Source organism: Nocardiopsis protaetiae (genome assembly GCF_045446735.1).
GTDB classification, from domain to species: domain Bacteria; phylum Actinomycetota; class Actinomycetes; order Streptosporangiales; family Streptosporangiaceae; genus Nocardiopsis; species Nocardiopsis protaetiae.
The window spans coordinates 1-16,778 of the sequence record NZ_JBJJBV010000154.1; the positions used below are offsets into that span (position 1 = coordinate 1).

At 71.2% G+C, this 16,778-nt stretch carries 21 protein-coding genes; 11 read left to right on the forward strand and 10 right to left on the reverse strand.

Features of this window, described 5'->3' with window-relative positions:
- Positions 1-3 precede the first annotated feature (3 nt).
- Positions 4-1,197, reverse strand: coding sequence for an MFS transporter (locus tag ACJOT3_RS21820; RefSeq protein WP_406974937.1), 1,194 nt, complete (start codon positions 1,195-1,197; stop codon positions 4-6).
- A gap of 92 nt (positions 1,198-1,289) precedes the next feature.
- Here ACJOT3_RS21820 and ACJOT3_RS21825 point away from each other — a divergent pair, with 92 nt between their 5' ends.
- From ACJOT3_RS21825 to ACJOT3_RS21835, 3 genes are all read left to right on the forward strand, one after another.
- Positions 1,290-1,652 carry an ArsR/SmtB family transcription factor gene (locus ACJOT3_RS21825; protein WP_406974938.1) on the forward strand — a complete coding sequence of 121 codons (363 nt, stop codon included), beginning with the start codon at positions 1,290-1,292 and terminating at the stop codon, positions 1,650-1,652.
- A 100-nt stretch (positions 1,653-1,752) separates the two neighbouring features.
- Complete coding sequence (locus ACJOT3_RS21830) at positions 1,753-2,391, forward strand: TetR family transcriptional regulator (RefSeq protein WP_406974939.1); 639 nt, start codon at positions 1,753-1,755, stop codon at positions 2,389-2,391.
- Positions 2,388-3,287, forward strand: a complete 900-nt coding sequence (locus tag ACJOT3_RS21835; RefSeq protein ID WP_406974940.1) for an alpha/beta fold hydrolase — start codon at positions 2,388-2,390, stop codon at positions 3,285-3,287. The genes ACJOT3_RS21830 and ACJOT3_RS21835 overlap by 4 nt, the downstream gene beginning before the upstream one ends.
- A gap of 19 nt (positions 3,288-3,306) precedes the next feature.
- On the opposite strand, the gene ACJOT3_RS21840 is transcribed toward ACJOT3_RS21835, so the two are convergent.
- Positions 3,307-4,050: a TMEM175 family protein gene (locus tag ACJOT3_RS21840; RefSeq protein ID WP_406974941.1), complete on the reverse strand. Its 744-nt coding sequence runs from the start codon at positions 4,048-4,050 to the stop codon at positions 3,307-3,309.
- A 173-nt stretch (positions 4,051-4,223) separates the two neighbouring features.
- Here ACJOT3_RS21840 and ACJOT3_RS21845 point away from each other — a divergent pair, with 173 nt between their 5' ends.
- Positions 4,224-5,201, forward strand: coding sequence for a DUF6924 domain-containing protein (locus ACJOT3_RS21845; RefSeq protein ID WP_406974942.1), 978 nt, complete (start codon positions 4,224-4,226; stop codon positions 5,199-5,201).
- Positions 5,202-5,298: 97 nt separating this feature from the next.
- Here the strand turns inward: ACJOT3_RS21845 and ACJOT3_RS21850 are convergent, their stop codons facing one another.
- Together ACJOT3_RS21850 and ACJOT3_RS21855 are read right to left on the reverse strand one after the other, a co-directional pair.
- A complete protein-coding gene (locus ACJOT3_RS21850) occupies positions 5,299-5,904 on the reverse strand; it encodes a DUF4097 family beta strand repeat-containing protein (protein WP_406974943.1) in 606 nt (201 codons plus the stop codon).
- A gap of 96 nt (positions 5,905-6,000) precedes the next feature.
- Positions 6,001-6,126, reverse strand: coding sequence for a hypothetical protein (locus tag ACJOT3_RS21855; RefSeq protein WP_406974944.1), 126 nt, complete (start codon positions 6,124-6,126; stop codon positions 6,001-6,003).
- Between ACJOT3_RS21855 and ACJOT3_RS21860 the strand changes: the two genes are divergently transcribed.
- Positions 6,125-7,030 (forward strand): LPXTG cell wall anchor domain-containing protein, encoded by a 906-nt coding sequence (locus tag ACJOT3_RS21860; RefSeq protein WP_406974945.1) that lies wholly within the window; start codon positions 6,125-6,127, stop codon positions 7,028-7,030. The two genes, ACJOT3_RS21855 and ACJOT3_RS21860, sit on opposite strands and share 2 nt — an antisense overlap.
- Positions 7,031-7,083: 53 nt before the next feature.
- On the opposite strand, the gene ACJOT3_RS21865 is transcribed toward ACJOT3_RS21860, so the two are convergent.
- Positions 7,084-8,061, reverse strand: coding sequence for a helix-turn-helix transcriptional regulator (locus ACJOT3_RS21865; RefSeq protein WP_406974946.1), 978 nt, complete (start codon positions 8,059-8,061; stop codon positions 7,084-7,086).
- Positions 8,062-8,124: 63 nt separating this feature from the next.
- Between ACJOT3_RS21865 and ACJOT3_RS21870 the strand changes: the two genes are divergently transcribed.
- Positions 8,125-9,264: an epoxide hydrolase family protein gene (locus ACJOT3_RS21870; protein ID WP_406974947.1), complete on the forward strand. Its 1,140-nt coding sequence runs from the start codon at positions 8,125-8,127 to the stop codon at positions 9,262-9,264.
- Between the two features lie 275 nt (positions 9,265-9,539).
- A complete protein-coding gene (locus ACJOT3_RS21875; protein WP_406974948.1) occupies positions 9,540-9,722 on the forward strand; it encodes a DUF397 domain-containing protein in 183 nt (60 codons plus the stop codon).
- 279 nt (positions 9,723-10,001) lie between these two features.
- Here ACJOT3_RS21875 and ACJOT3_RS21880 read toward each other — a convergent pair whose 3' ends face one another.
- Positions 10,002-10,304, reverse strand: a complete 303-nt coding sequence (locus tag ACJOT3_RS21880) for a hypothetical protein (RefSeq protein ID WP_406974949.1) — start codon at positions 10,302-10,304, stop codon at positions 10,002-10,004.
- Between the two features lie 99 nt (positions 10,305-10,403).
- On the opposite strand from ACJOT3_RS21880, the gene ACJOT3_RS21885 reads away from it, so the two are divergent.
- Together ACJOT3_RS21885 and ACJOT3_RS21890 are read left to right on the forward strand one after the other, a co-directional pair.
- Positions 10,404-11,216 (forward strand): helix-turn-helix domain-containing protein, encoded by an 813-nt coding sequence (locus ACJOT3_RS21885; protein ID WP_406974950.1) that lies wholly within the window; start codon positions 10,404-10,406, stop codon positions 11,214-11,216.
- The gene (locus ACJOT3_RS21890; RefSeq protein WP_406974951.1) at positions 11,216-11,392 is read left to right on the forward strand and encodes a DUF397 domain-containing protein; all 177 of its coding nucleotides are present in this window, start codon (positions 11,216-11,218) and stop codon (positions 11,390-11,392) included. The genes ACJOT3_RS21885 and ACJOT3_RS21890 overlap by 1 nt, the downstream gene beginning before the upstream one ends.
- A 54-nt stretch (positions 11,393-11,446) precedes the next feature.
- On the opposite strand, the gene ACJOT3_RS21895 is transcribed toward ACJOT3_RS21890, so the two are convergent.
- Both ACJOT3_RS21895 and ACJOT3_RS21900 read right to left on the reverse strand, forming a co-directional pair.
- Positions 11,447-11,878 (reverse strand): ATP-binding protein, encoded by a 432-nt coding sequence (locus tag ACJOT3_RS21895; protein WP_406974952.1) that lies wholly within the window; start codon positions 11,876-11,878, stop codon positions 11,447-11,449.
- Complete coding sequence (locus ACJOT3_RS21900; RefSeq protein WP_406974953.1) at positions 11,875-12,090, reverse strand: hypothetical protein; 216 nt, start codon at positions 12,088-12,090, stop codon at positions 11,875-11,877. Before ACJOT3_RS21900 ends, ACJOT3_RS21895 begins: the two co-directional genes overlap by 4 nt.
- A 291-nt stretch (positions 12,091-12,381) precedes the next feature.
- On the opposite strand from ACJOT3_RS21900, the gene ACJOT3_RS21905 reads away from it, so the two are divergent.
- Positions 12,382-12,927, forward strand: coding sequence for a winged helix-turn-helix domain-containing protein (locus ACJOT3_RS21905; protein ID WP_406974954.1), 546 nt, complete (start codon positions 12,382-12,384; stop codon positions 12,925-12,927).
- Positions 12,852-13,454, forward strand: coding sequence for a transposase (locus tag ACJOT3_RS21910; protein ID WP_406974955.1), 603 nt, complete (start codon positions 12,852-12,854; stop codon positions 13,452-13,454). Before ACJOT3_RS21905 ends, ACJOT3_RS21910 begins: the two co-directional genes overlap by 76 nt.
- A gap of 278 nt (positions 13,455-13,732) precedes the next feature.
- Here the strand turns inward: ACJOT3_RS21910 and ACJOT3_RS21915 are convergent, their stop codons facing one another.
- Both ACJOT3_RS21915 and ACJOT3_RS21920 read right to left on the reverse strand, forming a co-directional pair.
- Positions 13,733-13,906 carry a hypothetical protein gene (locus ACJOT3_RS21915; RefSeq protein WP_406974956.1) on the reverse strand — a complete coding sequence of 58 codons (174 nt, stop codon included), beginning with the start codon at positions 13,904-13,906 and terminating at the stop codon, positions 13,733-13,735.
- A 1,200-nt stretch (positions 13,907-15,106) separates the two neighbouring features.
- Positions 15,107-15,781, reverse strand: coding sequence for a class I SAM-dependent DNA methyltransferase (locus tag ACJOT3_RS21920; protein WP_406974957.1), 675 nt, complete (start codon positions 15,779-15,781; stop codon positions 15,107-15,109).
- Positions 15,782-16,778: the final 997 nt, after the last annotated feature.

A 16,778-nucleotide genomic window follows, 5' to 3' on the forward strand; every position in this document is an offset into this window, starting at 1 on the left:
TTTTTATTCACCGATGTCCTCAATGACCTTCGGCCGCCACAGTAGCGCGGCGGCGCCGCCGCACACCGCGACCGCGGCCCCCGCCCCGGCGAACACCGCCGCGGGGTCCAGGCCCCCGGCCCACCCGGCGAGGGGGTAGGTGACCAGGAAGCACGCGTGCGAGATCGCGAAGCGCGCGGCGAGCACCCCGGCCAGGCCGCCCTCCGGGGCGGCGTCCCGCAGCACCCGGCCGGCGGGGGCGGCGATCAGCGAACAGCCGGCGCCCAGGAGCAGCCAGCCCGCCCCGAGCACGGCGAGGCCGGGGGCGAGCGCCCAGCCGATCGCGAGGACGGCGGACCCGGCGGCGAGCACCGCGGGCCCGGCCAGCATCGGTGTTCTGGTGCCGAACCGGTCCACCAGGAACCCCAGTGCGAAGGCCACCGCCATGGAGCCCGCGCCGAAGAACGCCAGCGCCACCGCCACCCCGGCGTCGGTCCCGCCCAGGTGCGCGCGGACCAGGACCACGGTGTCCACCAGCACCAGCGCGGTGACCACGGCGGCGGCCAGGTCCAGCAGGGCGACGGCGCGCAGCCGGGGGTCGGTGGCGAAGACCCGCCAGGAGGCGGCGGCGCGACGGGGGTCGCCGGGATTCCGCGGCAGGGCCGTGGCGAGCACCAGCACCGCGGAGACCCCGAAGGCGGCCGCCGTCAGCACGAAGAGGCCGTGGAACGGAACGACGACCAGCAGGGCCGCGGCCAGCAGCGGCGAGGCGAGGGCCTCCAGGTCGTAGGCCAGGCGCGAGAGGGCCAGCGCGCCGGTGTAGCCGCGGTCGTCGACCAGTTCGGGGATGACCGCCTGGAAGGCGGGGGTGAAGACCGCGGAGGCGCACTGGAGCACCGCGATCAGGGCGTACACCTGCCACACCTGGTCGACCCAGGGCAGCGCCACCACGGCGAGCGCCCGGACGGCGTCGGCGCCCACCAGGACCACACGCCGCGGGACCCGGACCAGGGCCGCGGTGAGCACCGGGCCCGCGCCGACGTAGGCGACCATCTTGACCGTCAGCGCGGTGGCGACGACCGCGGCCGCGCGGTCCCCGGCCAGGTCGAAGGCGAGCAGGCCGAGGGCGACGGTGGCCAGGCCGGTTCCGGCGAGGGCGACCACCTGGGCGGCGAACATGCGCCGGTAGGCGGGGAAGTCCACGAGGACACGCCACATGGGGGGTACCTCCGGGAGGGCCGTTCTCTCGCATCATATATGTGCGCAAGTACGCACATGTTGACGAATGGGGCCGCCCCTAGACTTCCCCCATGCGGACCAGCGACGAACGCAAGGCCCCGAGCCTCTCCCACCCGGCCCCGCCCGAACCCGAGCGGCTGGCCGTGGCGGCGGGCGTGTTCGCCCTGCTGGCCGACCAGACCCGGCTGCACCTGCTGTGGCTGCTCGCCGAGGAAGAGGAGGCCGACGTCGGCCGCCTCACCGAGGCCTGCGGGGCCTCCCGGACGGCGGTGTCCCAGCACCTGGCCAAACTGCGCCTGGCCGGGCTCGTGGAGTCCCGGCGCCGGTCCCGCCACGTGATCTACCGCCTCGCCGACGGCCACCTGCGCCGCCTGGTCCTGGAGGCCCTCAACCACGCGGACCACGTCGTCACCGGAGAGCCCTTCCACGAGTGACCCCGGCCGACCCCGGCACACGCGGACCCCCGAGAGGGGTCTTGACCGCGTCGCTATCCTTAATGACCAGATGAACGATATGAGTCATTAAGGTCATCAGATGGCACGCCCCAGCGTCGACACCGACGTGATCCTCGAAGCCGCCGCCGACCTCCTCGCCCGCCACGGTGCCGCGCGGACCACCATGGAGGACATCGCCGCCCGCGCCGGTGTCGCCAAGGGAGTGCTCTACCTGCGCTTCAACGGCAAGGACGCCCTCCTGCGCGCGGTCGTCGACCGCGAGCTGGCGCGCGCCCTGGCCGTCACCCGCGCGGGCGTCGCCGCCGACCCCCGCGGCGGCCTGCTGTCCCGGCTGTTCGTGCACTCGCTGACCGCGCTGCACAGCCGCCCCTTCCTGGTGGCGCTCTACCAGGGCTCCGTCCGCCGCGGCGGTCCGGCCGCGGACGCACCGGACCTGTACCGCTCGCGTTCGGTGCTCGGCGCCGACTTCCTCCGGGAGATGTCCGCGCGGGGCATGCTGCGCGCGGGCACCGACCCGGACGCCCTGGCGGCCAACCTGGCCGTGTGGAACACGGGCCTGGCCGCCACCGCCCCGCACGAGGACGTCGGCTCCCTGATCCTGTCCATGGGCGGGCTCATCGCCCTGGCCGCGGACGCCGACGTCGACGACACCACCCCCGGCAAGGAGTGCTTCGAGCGCCTGGCCGACCGGCTCACCGAGGTCTGGGAGGACCGATGACGCCCCTCGTACCCCCCGGCGCCCAGACCGGGTTCCTGGCCGTGGACGGCGGCCGGGTCCGCGTCCTGAGCGCCGGGGACCCCGCCGCCCCGCCGGTCGTCCTGATCCACGGCGGGGGCACCGACAACGCGGCCATCTCCTGGTACCGGCTCATCGAGCCCCTGGGGCGGACGCACCGGGTGGTCGCGCCGGACCTTCCGGGGTTCGGCGGGACGACCGGGATCGACCCGCCCGGAGGCCCCTGGGAGCAGGCCGAGGCGGTCGCCCGGACCATGTCGGCCGCGGGCGTCGAAAGCGCCGTGGTGTTCGGCGTGTCCATGGGCGGCGACGTGGCGCTGCGGCTGGCCCTCCAGCGCCCCGGCATGGTCGACGGCCTGGTGCTGATCGCCCCCGGCGGCCTGGTCCCGGTCCTGCACAACCGCTTCGCGCACGGCGCGGCCTGGCTGAGCGCACAGCTGCCGGAGCGCCTGCTCGTCGCGCTCGCCGCCTTCGCCGGGAGGTTCACCCGGTCGACGGTGCGGGCGGTGGTCCACGACTTCGGGACCATGCCCGAGCCCGTGGTCGAGGAGTTCGCCCGCGAGGCGGTCCGGCCTGGCGGCTCCCTGGCCTTCGCGCGGTACAACCGCGCCACCCTGGGCCGCCGCGTCATGCTCAACTACGCGATGGGCGAGGTCGGGAACATCGCCGCGCCCACCCTGTTCTTCCACGGCGAGAACGACCCGATGGTGCCCATCGCGGGCTCCCGCGAGGCGGCCGCCCTGATGCCGGACGCCCGCCTGGTGAGCGTGCCCGAGTGCGGCCACTGGGCCCAGCTGGAGGCACACGACCGCTTCCTCGCCGAGGTGCTGCCCTTCCTGGACCGGCTGCGGAACCGCCCCGCCGACCCGGCGGACTGACCGCCCGCCGCACCCGGGTTCACCCGGCCGACGCCGTTCCCGGGGCGGGGGTCCAGCGCCGCAGCCAGGGGCTCACGAGCCTGCGCGCGGGGTCGGAGAGCCACATGACGAGCAGCGCGAAGTAGCCGACCCCGGGGACGAACCCGGCCAGGCCGGCGGCGGCCCCGAAGAGCAGGAGGTCGGCCAGGGCGACGGCGACCCCTTGGCGGAGCCGTTCCGCGGTGATGGCGTGCAGGTCGGGGTGGCGGGCGAGGTGGACGCGGATGAGCAGCCACAGCGCGCTGGTCGCCGCCATGCTCGCGATGTAGACCAGCGCGAACGGGCGGTCGTCCGTGCCGGAATGCCCGGTCAGCGCGGTCGCAACGGGCATCCAGACCACGGTGAGCAGCCACGCCAGGTTGAGCCACAGCAATCCGTTGGAGACCGCGACGACCTGCGCGAACACGCGGTGGTGCCCGGTCCAGAAGAAGCCGATCATCACGAAGCTGATGAGGAAGGTGACGATCTGGTCGGTGTGCTCGGCGAACCACTCCCCCACGCCGGTGTCGCCCGCGCCCAGCTCGGCGGCGGACTCCATGAGCGGCAGGATCAGCAGGGTGAGCGCGATGGCCACCACGGCGTCCACGAAGGCCTTGGCGCGCTCGGCGGGGAACGCCCTCTCCAGGTCGGCCGACCTGACCCCGCCGCCGTTCCCGTCCACCGTCCGCCCCCAGCCCTGTGCTCCGGCCGCGGGACCCGCGGCCGGCGCCGCCAGGATAAGCACGGGACCGGGCCGGAGCCGACGCGGACGCGCGCGGGCCGCCGCTGTGTCGCTACGTCGGCGGCGTCCTGCGAGCCCGGAGGCAGCGGGTCCCCGCGGCGGCCGCGGCCCTGTCGGTGGGGGCCGGTAGAACGGTGGTGTCCGCTCCCCCCGACCACCCTCGCGAGGTACCCCTGATGGCGCGCCCCTCCCTCCCCCTGCCCCCGTCCGACGACGGCCCGCGGGTGTCCGGAACGCTCCTGCTGCGCACCGGCGGCGACGATGACACCTGGGCCGACGTGCTCTCCCGCATGGGCCCGCTGCCGGGACTGGACGCGCCGCCCGGTCCGGACGCGCCGACCGCGGGCGGGCCCCGGCGGCGGCTGGTCACGGTGGACGACCCGGGGTGGTCGGACGCCACCGCCGAGGAGGTGCGCGCGGCCCTGGACCGGGACGGCGTGTGGGTCCCCGACCTGGTCCTCCTGGTCACCGCCGAGACGGCGGCCGACCCCGACCTGCGGCCGCTGCTCGCCTTGCGGCCGTCAGACGGGGAGGCGTTCCGGATCTGCCCCCGCCAGGCCGCGCTCACCCACCTGGTCCTGTACCGCCCCTACATCGACATGACGCTGGAGAGGTTCGAGGGGCGCGGCTCCGACGGCGCCGTCCCGGTCGGCGCCTACCTGGAGACGCTGGACCCGGCCCCGCGGTACGAGCCCCCGGCCCGGCCGCTGCCCGCGCTCGTCCAGGGCAACGACGGGCTGCTCGTGCGCACGGACTTCACCGACGGCGACGCCTGGGCGGCGCTCGTGGAGACGGTGCGCCGCCCGGGGCCGGAGGGATTCGGCGACATCATCGACGACTACGGGGACCACATCGACTTCGTGGACGACCCGGCCTTCGACGGCGCGTCCCCGGAGCAGCTGATGGCGGCGGTCCTGCCGGACCCGGAGGACTCCGGGCAGCCGGCCGCGGACGTGGTGCTGGTCGTGGACGCGGTCACCCTGGGCCACCCCGAACACCCCGTTCTGGTGGTGCCGCTGGAGGACCACCCGGGCTGCGCCTTCCGGCTGGCCGCCGAGACGGTCGGGATCATGGTGGTCAACCTGGCGATCGCCAACCAGGACCTGGAGGACTACATGGACGACCGGACCAGGGATCTCGTCATGCCCCGATGACCGGCCGGAACGCGCCGACCGGCGGCGACGCACGCGCGGGCCGCGCCGAACCCGAGGGCTTCGGCGCGGCCCGCTCCGCGTTCCGTCCGAACAGAGGTCACCGGCTGCGGGCGGTGATGTCGCCGTGGGCGGTGGTGGCGCGGATGTCGAGCCCGGTGGTGCCGTCGTTCCTGAGGGCGTTGTCGATGCGGCCGTAGGAGGTCCCGGCGTCCAGGGAGGCGGAGACCCCGGCGGCCGCGGTGACGGAGATGCCGCCGGCCCGGGTGCGCAGCACGAGCTCACCGCGCACGGCCTCGTCGATGCGGATGTCCCCTTTGGCGGTCTCGACCCGGGCGGGGCCGGTGAGGCGGCCGATGGTGATGTCGCCGTCCTGGACGGCGAGGCGGGCGCCCGCCGACTCGTCAAGTTTGACCAGCCCCTGAGTGGCCTCGTAGGAGACCTCGCCGAGCCGGCCGACGCCGCGGAACCCGGCGGCGGCCGCCGTGGCCTCGACGCGCGAGCCGACGGGCAGCCGGACGGTCACCTCGACCGATCCGGGGGTGTCGAAGTGCTGCATCGCGTGCTCCTTCATCGTGTTTCCGATAATGGAAACGCTACGTTGCATTCGCATTTCGAGCAAAGAACTTGCCGCGAGATATCCCCATTTCATCAGGAAGATAACCAGAAATTGTTGCAACGGCCCTGAACCCAACGCAACGATCATCCACGGAACGTTGCAATGAAGGAGAAGTGAACGCCACGCGGCCCCATCGCGCCACAGGAGTCGAACCGGCGGAACCCAAGCTTTGCCATTGCTTTATCATGACTCACAGTAGTCAGAAGTGACTTTAAGCAATGAATTGCCGACGATGTCGGACATGGACCATTGCTCGAAGACGACACCGAAGGCTTCCAGCGCCATCAGTGCTCGCAGGATCATCCGCATGGCCGGTACCTTCACCGGCGCCGCGATCATCGCGCCGCTCCTGTGGAGTACGGCCCCCGTCCTCGCCGACGAGACGACGGAACACCGGGAACCGTCCGTCGCCGCCGCTCCGCAGGAAACGAGCGGCACGGAGATCGAGCGGGCGGTGGAGGAGGCGCTGAACAGCCGCCCCCTGCCCGTCGTCCCGGAGATCACCGTGGACCAGGTGGACAGGGCCGCGGAGTTGCGCGGGGGGTACCCGGAGCCCGAGCCCCCGGGGTACCCGGGCGAACCCGGAAAGCCCGGCAAGCCGGGCAAGCCGGGGGAACCGGGCAAGCCCGGTAAGCCGGGGAAGCCCGGGGAGCCGGGCAAGCCTGGGGAACCGGGGAAGCCCGGCAAGCCCGGAGAGCCCGGCAAGCCGGGAGAACCGGGGAAGCCCGGTAAGCCCGGCAAGCCTGGGGAACCTGGGAAGCCCGGGGAACCCGGCAAGCCGGGGAAGCCCGGGGAACCCGGCAAGCCGGGCAAACCTGGAGAGCCCGGCAAGCCCGGCAAGCCCGGTAAGCCGGGAGAACCCGGGAAGCCTGGAAAGCCGGGCAAGCCCGGGGAGCCTGGGAAGCCCGGTGAACCGGGCAAGCCGGGCAAGCCCGGTAAGCCCGGGGAACCCGGCAAGCCGGGGAAGCCCGGAGAGCCCGGCAAGCCCGGTAAGCCGGGGAAGCCCGGAGAGCCCGGCAAGCCTGGTGAACCGGGCAAGCCGGAGCAGCCGAAGCCCCAGCCCAAGCCCGCGCCCAAGCACGAGCAGCCGCAGCTGGCGCAGACCGGCGCGTCGATCGCCGTTCCGGTCATCGGCGGCCTGCTGGCCTCACTCGCCGGTGCCGGAGCGATCTTCCTGGGCCGCCGCCGTCGGGCCACCGAGGAACGCGACTAGTACATCCGTGAACTGATCACACCGGGCCCGCGCCTTCCACGGCGCGGGCCCGCCTACTTCGGCCTCAGGCCACCGGCGGCCCCGCCGCCCGCCGCCCGCCGGAACCTCGCCGCGAGGCGGTCGAACGCCGCCGCGAGCTCGTCCCCGTCGATCACCTCGATGTCGACGTCGAGCTGCGCCATCCACAGCGCGAGCCGGTCCGGGTCGTGGGAACCCAGCTCGACACGGCACGTGGACCCGTCGACCGCCTCGATGTCGACCGGGATGGGGATCTTCGCGGCGACCTCGGCGGCGGGAGCGTGCACAAGTACCCGGGCACGGTAATTCCAGGACCCCTTGCTGACGCGTCCGACGACGTACTCGACGGCATCGTCCCCCGGGATAGCGCGCGGCCGGAACCGCGCACCCGTCGGCGCGTGCGGCACCATGCGGTCGACACGGAAGACCCGCCAGTCGTCACGGTCGAGGTCCCAGGCGAGCAGGTACCAGAGCGGCCCCCAGCTCACCAGCCGTTGCGGTTCGGTGTGGCGGGGCCCCTCGCCGCCCCCGGGCTTCGTGTATCCGAACCGGAGCCGTTCGCGGCCGCGGATCGCGGCGGCGACCGCGCCCAGAGCCGAGAGGTCGAGCGGCGGTTCGGCCCCCGGAACGACACTCATCGCCTCGCGCACCGCCTCGACCCGTCGGCGCAGGCGCGAGGGCAGCACCTGCTCCAGCTTCGCGAGCGCGGTGAGCGACGTCTCCTCGACGCCGAGCCTCCGGGTCGCGACCGCGCCCAGTCCGACGGCGACGGCCACGGCCTCCTCGTCGTCGAGCAGCAGCGGGGGCATCGCCGCCCCGGCGGCCAGCCGGTACCCGCCCGCGACGCCGGGGCGCGCGTCCACGGGATAGCCGAGCGACCGCAGCCTGCCGATGTCGGCGCGCACGGTCCTCGTGCTCACATCGAGCCGGCCGGCGAGCTCGGGGCCCGTCCAGTCGCGCTTGAGCTGGAGCAATGACAGCAGTTCGAGCAGGCGGGCCGAGGTCTCCAACATGTTCCCCACCATTTCAGCGATCGCGGAAGCAAGCCTGCCGCATTGCCTGGGAGCGTCGGTGCCATGAGCGAGAACACAGCACTCACACCGTTCCGTATCGACATCCCGCAGGCCGGCGTCGACGACCTGCGCAACCGGCTGGCGCGCACGCGCCGGCCCGCCCCCGTGCCGGGCCGGGACGATCGCGCCGACTTCAGCCGCGGCATCCCGCCGGTGTACCTGGAGGAGCTCGCCGAGTACTGGCGCGACGGGTTCGACTGGCGTGCGCAGGAGGCGAGGCTCAACGAGTACGAGCAGTTCACGACGGTCGTCGACGGCCAGACGTTCCACGTCGTCCACGCGCGGTCGGCGGACCCGGGGGCCACCCCGCTGATCCTGAACCACGGCTGGCCGGGCTCGTTCGTCGAGTACCAGCGCCTCGTCCCGCTGCTGACCGACGAGTTCCACGTGGTCATCCCGTCGCTGCCCGGTTTCGGGTTCTCCACCCCGCTGTCGGGGACCGGCTGGGAGCTGGCGCGGACGGTGGAGGCCTACGCCGAGATCATGACGCGCCTGGGCTACGAGAGGTTCGCGGCCCACGGCACCGACATCGGCTCGGGCACCACCGGCCGCCTCGCGGCGGTCCACCCGGAGCGCGTCATCGGCACGCACATCGGCTGCGACCCCCGGTGGCTCGGGCTGCTCGGCGACAAGTTCCCCTACCCGGAGGGCCTGTCCGAGGACGAGGCCGCCCAGATCGAGGCGGTGCGCGCCGAGGCCGCGGCCGAGCGCGGGTATCTCGCCATGCAGGAGCACCGCCCCGACACGATCGGCGCGGCGCTCACCGACTCGCCGGTCGGCCAGCTCGCGTGGATCGCCGAGAAGTTCAAGAGCAGGAGCGGCGCCTACCGGACGCCGGACGAGACGGTCGACCGCGACCAGCTCCTGACCAACATCAGCCTGTACTGGTTCACCCGCAGCGGCGCGTCGAGCGCGCAGTTCTACTACGAGTCGGCGCACTCCGGAATCGACCTGGTCATGGCCTCCGAGGTGCCGTCCGGGTGGGCCGTGTTCGACACCCACCCGCTCATGCGCCGCGCGATGGACCCGTGGAAGGCGATCGGCCACTGGAGCGAGTTCACCGAGGGCGGCCACTTCCCCGCGATGGAGGTGCCGGGACTGCTCGCGGACGACATCCGTGCCTTCTTCCGCGGCGTCTCCTGACCCCACGGGGTCAGGTGTGGGCGTATCCGCCCGCAACGGCGATGGCGGGTCCAGGAAGCCCACGCGGATCAGTCCGCGTTCCAGCAGGTCCTGCTCGGAGCCGGGGAACCCGTAGGTGGCGGCGAGGATCGGTGCGGGTTAGCGTGGATGCGGCCGGGCCGTGTCCTGGCGATGGCATTGCTCAACACCCCCGAATCCATTCTCCGCCGAGCGCCCCGACCCCCCAGCGGCCAAGACCGGCCTGTGGATATCACCGCATACTTGGAGAGCCTCATATGAGCACCCCCGCCGAGTGGCACAAGTCCAGCTACAGCGCCAACGGCCCCAACTGCGTCGAGGCGCGCGAGAGCGCCCACGGCGCGGACGTCCGCGACACCCAGAACCGCGAGGCCGGACACCTCGGCTTCGGCCGCACGGAATGGCTCGCCGCCCTCGCCGCGACCACCCGCACGAACTAACTCCCCACGGGCAAGGCCCCGGGAACGATCCCGGGGCCTTCGGTGTTCCGGGCCCCCGAGGCCGGAACGACTATGGAACTCGTTGCGTGACACCGCACCAGCCGCAGTGCTGCGTGCGCGAACCGGGCGCACGCTGCCAGTTGTGCGGCGGGCACGACGTGGCGGGCGGATTCCGGCGGGGCAGCGGAGGTGGTGCCCCACCGACCCTCGGTTTCGGAACCTGCCGACGGCGGGGACGGGTGAGGCGCTCGAACTCCGCGAACGTGAGTCCCTCTTCGTTCACATCCGCCCCATGAGTTCGGTGACCAGGTGTCGGGCGATCGCGTCTTCCGCCCCGCGGTAGCCCACGGCGACAGAGCGAACCGTCTGGTCGGGGGCAGGCCGATACCAGCGGTTCGCCATCAGGCGGAGGGTGACCACCCGCGGCTCATGCGAGATCACCACCCCGGTTTCCATTCCGGGGTCCCGCTCCGCCCGCAGGCCACGGCGGCGGCACGCGGAGAGCATGGCCAACAGAGAGGTCTCGACGTCGGAGGGGACCATGCTTTCGGTCGGCGTTCGCTGCTGTTCTCGTGCGTCCATAGGCTCAGGGTGCCCCGGCCCGGCCATGTTCCCGAGCAAGTGAGTCCTATCTCCGAAAGATAGGGCAGAGGCGGGATCGTTCTCGGTACGGTCAGGATCATGGAAGAACACCCCCCGGAAGCCGACCCCCCGGAACTTGAGGGTCCACCCCCCTCGTTCGGCCTCGCCCTTCGCGCCGAGCGCAAGAACGCGGGGTACACCCTGCGGAAGTTTGCCGCGGTCTCGAACTTCGCGGTGTCGACGCTGTCGCGTTGGGAGAACGCGAGGACCTCCCCCGTCCGCGCGGATGTGGAGAAGCTCGACAAGGCCCTGGCGGTGAACGGACGCCTGGTCGCCGAGTGGGAGGCGGCCAACAGCGACGGGTTCCCGTCATGGATGCGTTCCCCGGGAACGCGGGAAGAGCGGGCCGTGGCCATCGACACCATGTCGGTGAACCTGGTTCCTGGGCTGATCCAGTCTCCGAGGTATGCGCGCGCTGTCTTCCGAGCGTTCCACCCGCGAAAGAGTGACGCGGATATCGAACATCTCGCGCAACTCCGGGTGTCCCGATACGAGTCGTTGACCAGGCGCAATGACCCGTTGGTCACGGCCGTGTTCCCGCTCCACCCATTGCGGAATCTTCCCCAGGATGTAAAGGAAGACCAGGTCAAGTACCTGTTGCCGCACCTGGAACGGGGCCGCCTGATCGTCTACCTGATTCCGGATACGACTCCGATTCTGGCGGTGTCGTCATCTGTGCAGGTCTACTACCTGCCGGAGGATCGTACGGTTGCCGCTTCCGACCATGCCCGAGGGAACGTGCTCCTGGAGAAACCAGGGGATACCGAGGCGGTAGAGTCCCTGGTACGTGACTTGATCGGACTCGCGTATCCCCGGAGCGAGTCGGCGTCGTTGTTGGAAGGAACACTTTGATGACAGATGGTTTCCACAAGAGTTCGTATAGCAACGACGGTGGCCACTGTGTCGAGGTCCGGGAACACACGACCGGCGCGGACGTCCGTGACACCCAGAACCGCGAGGCCGGGCACCTGACGTTCAGCCCGGCGGAGTGGTTCGCCACCCTCGCCGCGACCACCCTCACGAAGTAGTCCTACGACGAAGGCCCCGGAAACGAGTTCCGGGGCCTTCTCGCATGTAGACCGTCACCCCGTAAGAGCGAACCTGGCCCAGGTGTGGGTTCCAAGGTCTCCGAACGGACAGACCGGCGAATATCCCCAGGCTGTGGACAACTCCTCGACCATGAGCAGACCGCGCTGCCCCTCGGCCTCGTCCCACTCCTCCGAGCTGCGCGCCCGGGGAATCTCCGGAACACTGCCGGACAGGCCGTCATCGGTGAACCCCAAGGTCAGCGAACGCTCGTTCGCCAACCACAGGGTTCGCACGACCCGCCCACCCCGGCCGGAGGCCGTGTACTTCACGCAGTTCGCGAACAGCTCGCTGCCGCAGAGGATCAGCGCGTCCGTCAGGTCCTCGTCGAACCCGGCAAGATCAGCGCGCAGGTCGCGGCGCACCGTGGAGAGCTGGGCCAGGTCGCCCGGGTAAAGGTAGTGCCGCCAAAGCCGGGTGGGGGTCATGCGCCCACCCCCGCGGCCTGCTTTCGCTCCTGCTGGGCGATCCAGACGCGGGTCACCTTCGCCAAATCATCGAACGTGACCGGGGTCGGCGCGAGCAGATCACCCTCGGGCATGCGGGGCGCCGGGATACGCGGGGCGACCCACTGCTGGAGGCGGGCGGTCGCCGCCGCCTGACGGCGCTGCTGTTCGTGGGCGGTGTAGTAGGGCCGCACGAGCGGAAGGTCGTCGGCCGGGAACACTTCGCGCGGCGCGGACAGGCGCGGAACCGCGGGAGGCAGAGCCCTGGTCGCGGGCTTGGGGTCCGCGTAACGACGCACCCGGGAAGCGCGACGGTGGTGGCGGCCGGAAGGAGCAATGAACAGCGCTCGCAGCAGGGCGAAAGCAGCCCTGAGGAGCGCGGCACTAGACTGGCGCACGCTGCTGAAGTTGAAGTGGTGAAGTTACGAAGTGCCTACCCTGCGGGCGTGGCCGTTTTGACCTCCCCGGCGTTAACCCTGGGACCTATGAGGTACGCACACGGCGGCGGCCTTACCGCCGCCCAACGCCGACAACGTGAACTGGTGCGCCTGCGGGCCGCGGACCTGTTCGCCCGCGGGGTCCCGCCCACGGTGGTGGCGCATCGCCTGCGCGTGAGCCGTATGTCCACCAACCGCTGGTACCGGGCCTGGACCGATGGCGGCACCGCAGCGTTGGCCTCCCGCGGCCCCGGCGGCACCCCCTGCCGACTCACGCCCGACCAGCAAGACCGCCTGGAGGCCGCGCTCGCCCAAGGGCCGGCCGCGCACGGCTGGGACGAGGACCAGCGCTGGACCCTGGCCCGCATCGCCCGCCTGATCCGCACCCGGTTCGGGGTGGGCTACACCCCGCGCGGGGTCTCCTACCTGCTGCACCGCAGGGGCTGGAGCCCGCAGGTCCCGGTGCACCGGGCGGTGGAACGTGATGAGGAGGTGATCGCGCAGTGGAAGACCCGGACGTGGCCGCGCATAAAACCACCGCCCGCCGGGCGGGGGCCTGGATCTGCTTCGAGGACGAGTCCGGGCAGCATTTGAGACCGGCCAAGGTGCGCACCTGGGCGCCGCGCGGGCAGACCCCGGTGGTGAAGGTGACCGGAATGGGGTACGGGCGGGTGTCGTTGGCGGGTCTGGTGTGCACCCGGCCCGGACGGCGCACCCGGTTCGTTTTTCGCACCCGGGTGCGGCACAGCGGCCGGCGCCACGAGCCCAAGGGGTTCACCGCCCGCTCCTACGTGGAGTTCCTGGACGAGGTGCATCGCCGGTTGGGCGGGCCGATCGTGCTGGTGTGGGACAACGAGCGCCGCCATGTGGGGGCCCTGGTGCGCCAGGCGGTGGAGGCGCGGGAGTGGTTGACGGTGTTCCGGTTCCCGACCTACGCCCCGGAGCTGAACCCGGTGGAGGGGGTGTGGTCGCATCTGCGGCGGGGGTTGGGCAACCTGACGCCTCGGGGGATCGACCAGCTCGCGGTGGTGGTCAGGTCCCGGTTGAGGAAGATGCAGCACCGTCCCGGCCTGTTGGAGGGGTTCATCGCGGAGACAGGGCTCGATCTTCCCCAGAGGTAACTCCCACCGTTCAACCTCAGTGGCAATCCTTGTGTCTTAGGAGCGAATTGCTGGCCACGACCCCGGGCGCTTGTAGGCGTCGCGGGGTCACGTGGTTATTGGGTTATGGCGCCACAATAGGGCACACCCGGCCGCCATGGGAACACTTTTCGGCCAGAGTGCCGAAGCAGGCCACCCACTTCTCGTCTTCCCAGTTCAGGACGGCAGCAGGCTTTCACACATATAAGATATTCATCGCCAAGCGGACATATTTCCCATTGAGAAGATATGCATGCATATCATTCTTCATGAGAATCCGGAACGAAGGCACTCAGGCGATACCACGTCTCCTGCTGCAACCGTACGCACAGGATGTCGTACCGCAAATCCTCGTCCCGGTACCCCTCCAGCAACTCCCGCTCTCGCTCCCGGAACGCCCGCATCTCCCCCATGTCCGCCGTCTCGAACAGCACCTCCCACCGCCCCGCCGCGTGCCGCTCCGCCAACTTCCGCGCACGGCTCCGCTCGCGTTCGCGTCGCGCCCGCTTACCCGGCATGCCGCTGCCACCCCCAAGCACTCAACCCAGAACCAAGGACACGGTGTCGATGATGTCCCACCGAACGATGCGACTCTCCCAACGCCGTTCCCCTAGACATGCAGATGACCCCCACCCCCACCCCCACCCCCACCCCAGCGGGTTTCCACCTGCCCGGGGCGCCTCAGCCACAGCCCGGTCACGTTCCTGGCGCCCCCGCCGCAGGGGGTTGCCCACCTTCCCCGGAACCTCAACCCCAGCCCGGTCACATCCCTGGCGCCCCCGCCACAGGGGGTGACGGCAGCAGGAGACCTCCCGCCCCGACCCCAGGGGGTGTCGGTAGAACGGGGCTGGACCCCGACCCCAGGGGGTTTGGGGAGGAAGGACCGCGACCCTCGCCCCTGGGGGTGAAACAGCAAGAGCAGGTTTCCAAAACCCCCGCCATCTGCGGAGGGCGGTGTGCGGGAGACCGCCCTCGGAGCCGTTGGTCTCCACGGGTCACCCCTTGGGAACGTACAGACCCGGGCTGGGCGCGGAACCGTCCCCACGTACAACCCCCGGCAGACCACCAGGTGTACGCGTTTCCCGCACGCCCCGGGCGGTGGGGGTGTTTCCCGGGGACGGGTCGGGGCCCAGCGGCACGCTCAGCCACACAGGTCCACGGAAAGAACGCTCCGCCTGCAAACGAACCGTTGCACAGACCTCGCTTGAAAGCCCGACCACCCGCCGTAGTAACCCCCGCCCCCACCGCCCTCCCCAACCACAGGGGGTGTCCGGAGGAAGAACCACAACCCCCCGCCCCAAGGGGTGTCCGGAGGAAGAACCACGACCCCCGCCCCAAGGGGTGACGGCCGCAGCTACCCGCGACATCAACCCCAGCCCGGAGGAAGAACCACGACCCGCACCCCAGAAAGTGACGGCCGCAGATACCGGAACTTTCGCCATAGGGGGTGACGGCCGCAGTCACCTGCCTTGCCCGGCTTCGGGGGGTATCGGGAGGAAGGACCGAAGCCCCGCCGCCGGGGGTGACGGCCGCAGATACCCACAGCCCCGCCCCCAGACCGGAGGAAGAACCACGACCCGCACCCCAGAGAGTGATGGCCGCAGATACCTGCTGCGCCCGGACACGGGGGGTTGTCAGTCCACCACCTTCTCCCAGACCGACACGTGATTCTCGCTCTCGTCCCCGAAGGGCGTCCGGTCCCAGTCCTCCCACCGGTCCACCAGCCGCATCCCCGCGATCCGCGCCATCAGGTCCAGCTCCGACGGCCACACGTACCGGAACGGGATGGACCGGAAGCTCCCCTTCCCACCCGCGACCTTGACGTAGTTCGAACTCGACCGCTGCGTCGCCGTCTCGTACAGGTCGTACGCCAGCACGCCTTCACCCGCGTGGAAGGGCACCATGTTCTGTCCCTTGGGCAGCCTGCGCAGTTCCGGCACCCCCACCTCGACCACGAACCGCCCGCCCCGCTCCAGGTGCGCGGCCGCGTTGACGAAGCACTCCACCTGCTCGTCCTGCGTGGTCACGTTCATGATCGTGTTGAAGACCAGGAAGACCAGCGAGAACTCCCCCGGCACCCGAACGGCCGTGAAGTCCCCGATGGCCACCTCGATATCTTCTCCACCCGGCTTGGCGCGCATCCGCTCCACCATCGCCGGGGACAGGTCGATGCCGTGCACCGGAACACCCCGCTCCGCCAGCGGCAGCGCGATGCGCCCGGTCCCGATGGCGAACTCCAGGGCCCGCCCCTTCCCCGCCAGCTCGGCCAGCACGTCAACGGCGGGGTCGATCTTCTCGGCGGAGAACATGCCCTCGCCGGGGGTGTCGTAGCGTTCGGCGACGTCGGTGTCGAAGTAGTTCGGCTTCGGCTCGGACCGAGGCTCGGACTTCGGCTCAGGCTGCGGCTCGAACTTCGGTTCAGGCTGTGCTTCGCTCGCATCGCTCATGGCCGCGACGCTAACCCGTATCCGCCCCGCCGCACACCCCGGTTTCCCGTCCGGCACTGGTGCCCGAGAAAAAGCTTTTCACTCCCAGAACCATCGGCGTCTGCGAGGATTCCGAAAAACTGTGAGGATCGGCAGCGCACCGGAAGGGACAGACCTCGGCCGACCCCCTGTGCCCCGACGACCCCCGAACCGTCGGCCGCTATCGCATCGGGGGTGTGCTGGGCGGCGGCAGCATGGGCCGGGTCTACCTGGGCGGCAGGTCGCCCGGCGGCCGGACCGTCGCGGTAAAGGAGGAACACGGGGAATCGGACCTGTCCGGAGTGCCCGAAGAGCTAATCAACCTGGTGGCGGCCTGCCTGGCCAAGGCCCCCGCCGCCCGGCCGACCATCGCGGCGATCCTGGACCGGGTGGCCTTCCCCCCAGAACCGGACTCGGCGCAGCACTCGGAATCAGCACCGCGCCCGGACCAGAGCCCGACACCGGCCCCGGACACCGCCGGGGCCTTTGCGGCCTTAAAGGCCTCTGAGGCCTCAGAGGCCTTTAAGGCCGCAAAGGTGTCCGAGGTCGCAGACCATGACGGGGCCCACGAGGCTCCCAGGACCCCAGGGCCCCGGGACCCCAGGGCCCACAAGGCCCAAGATGCTCATGGGGCCGCTGATACAGCGGACACCAAAACGCCCAACCAGTCCGGGGCATCACCACCGCCGCCCGAGCCGGAGACCGCAGGGAGGCCGGAGACCACAGGGACGCCAGAGGCCACAGGGACGCCAGAGGCCGCAGGGACGCCAGAGGCCGCAGGGATGCCAGAGTCGGAAGGACCTCCCGAAGGCATAGGCGCCGGGGAGCTCCCCGGGACCTC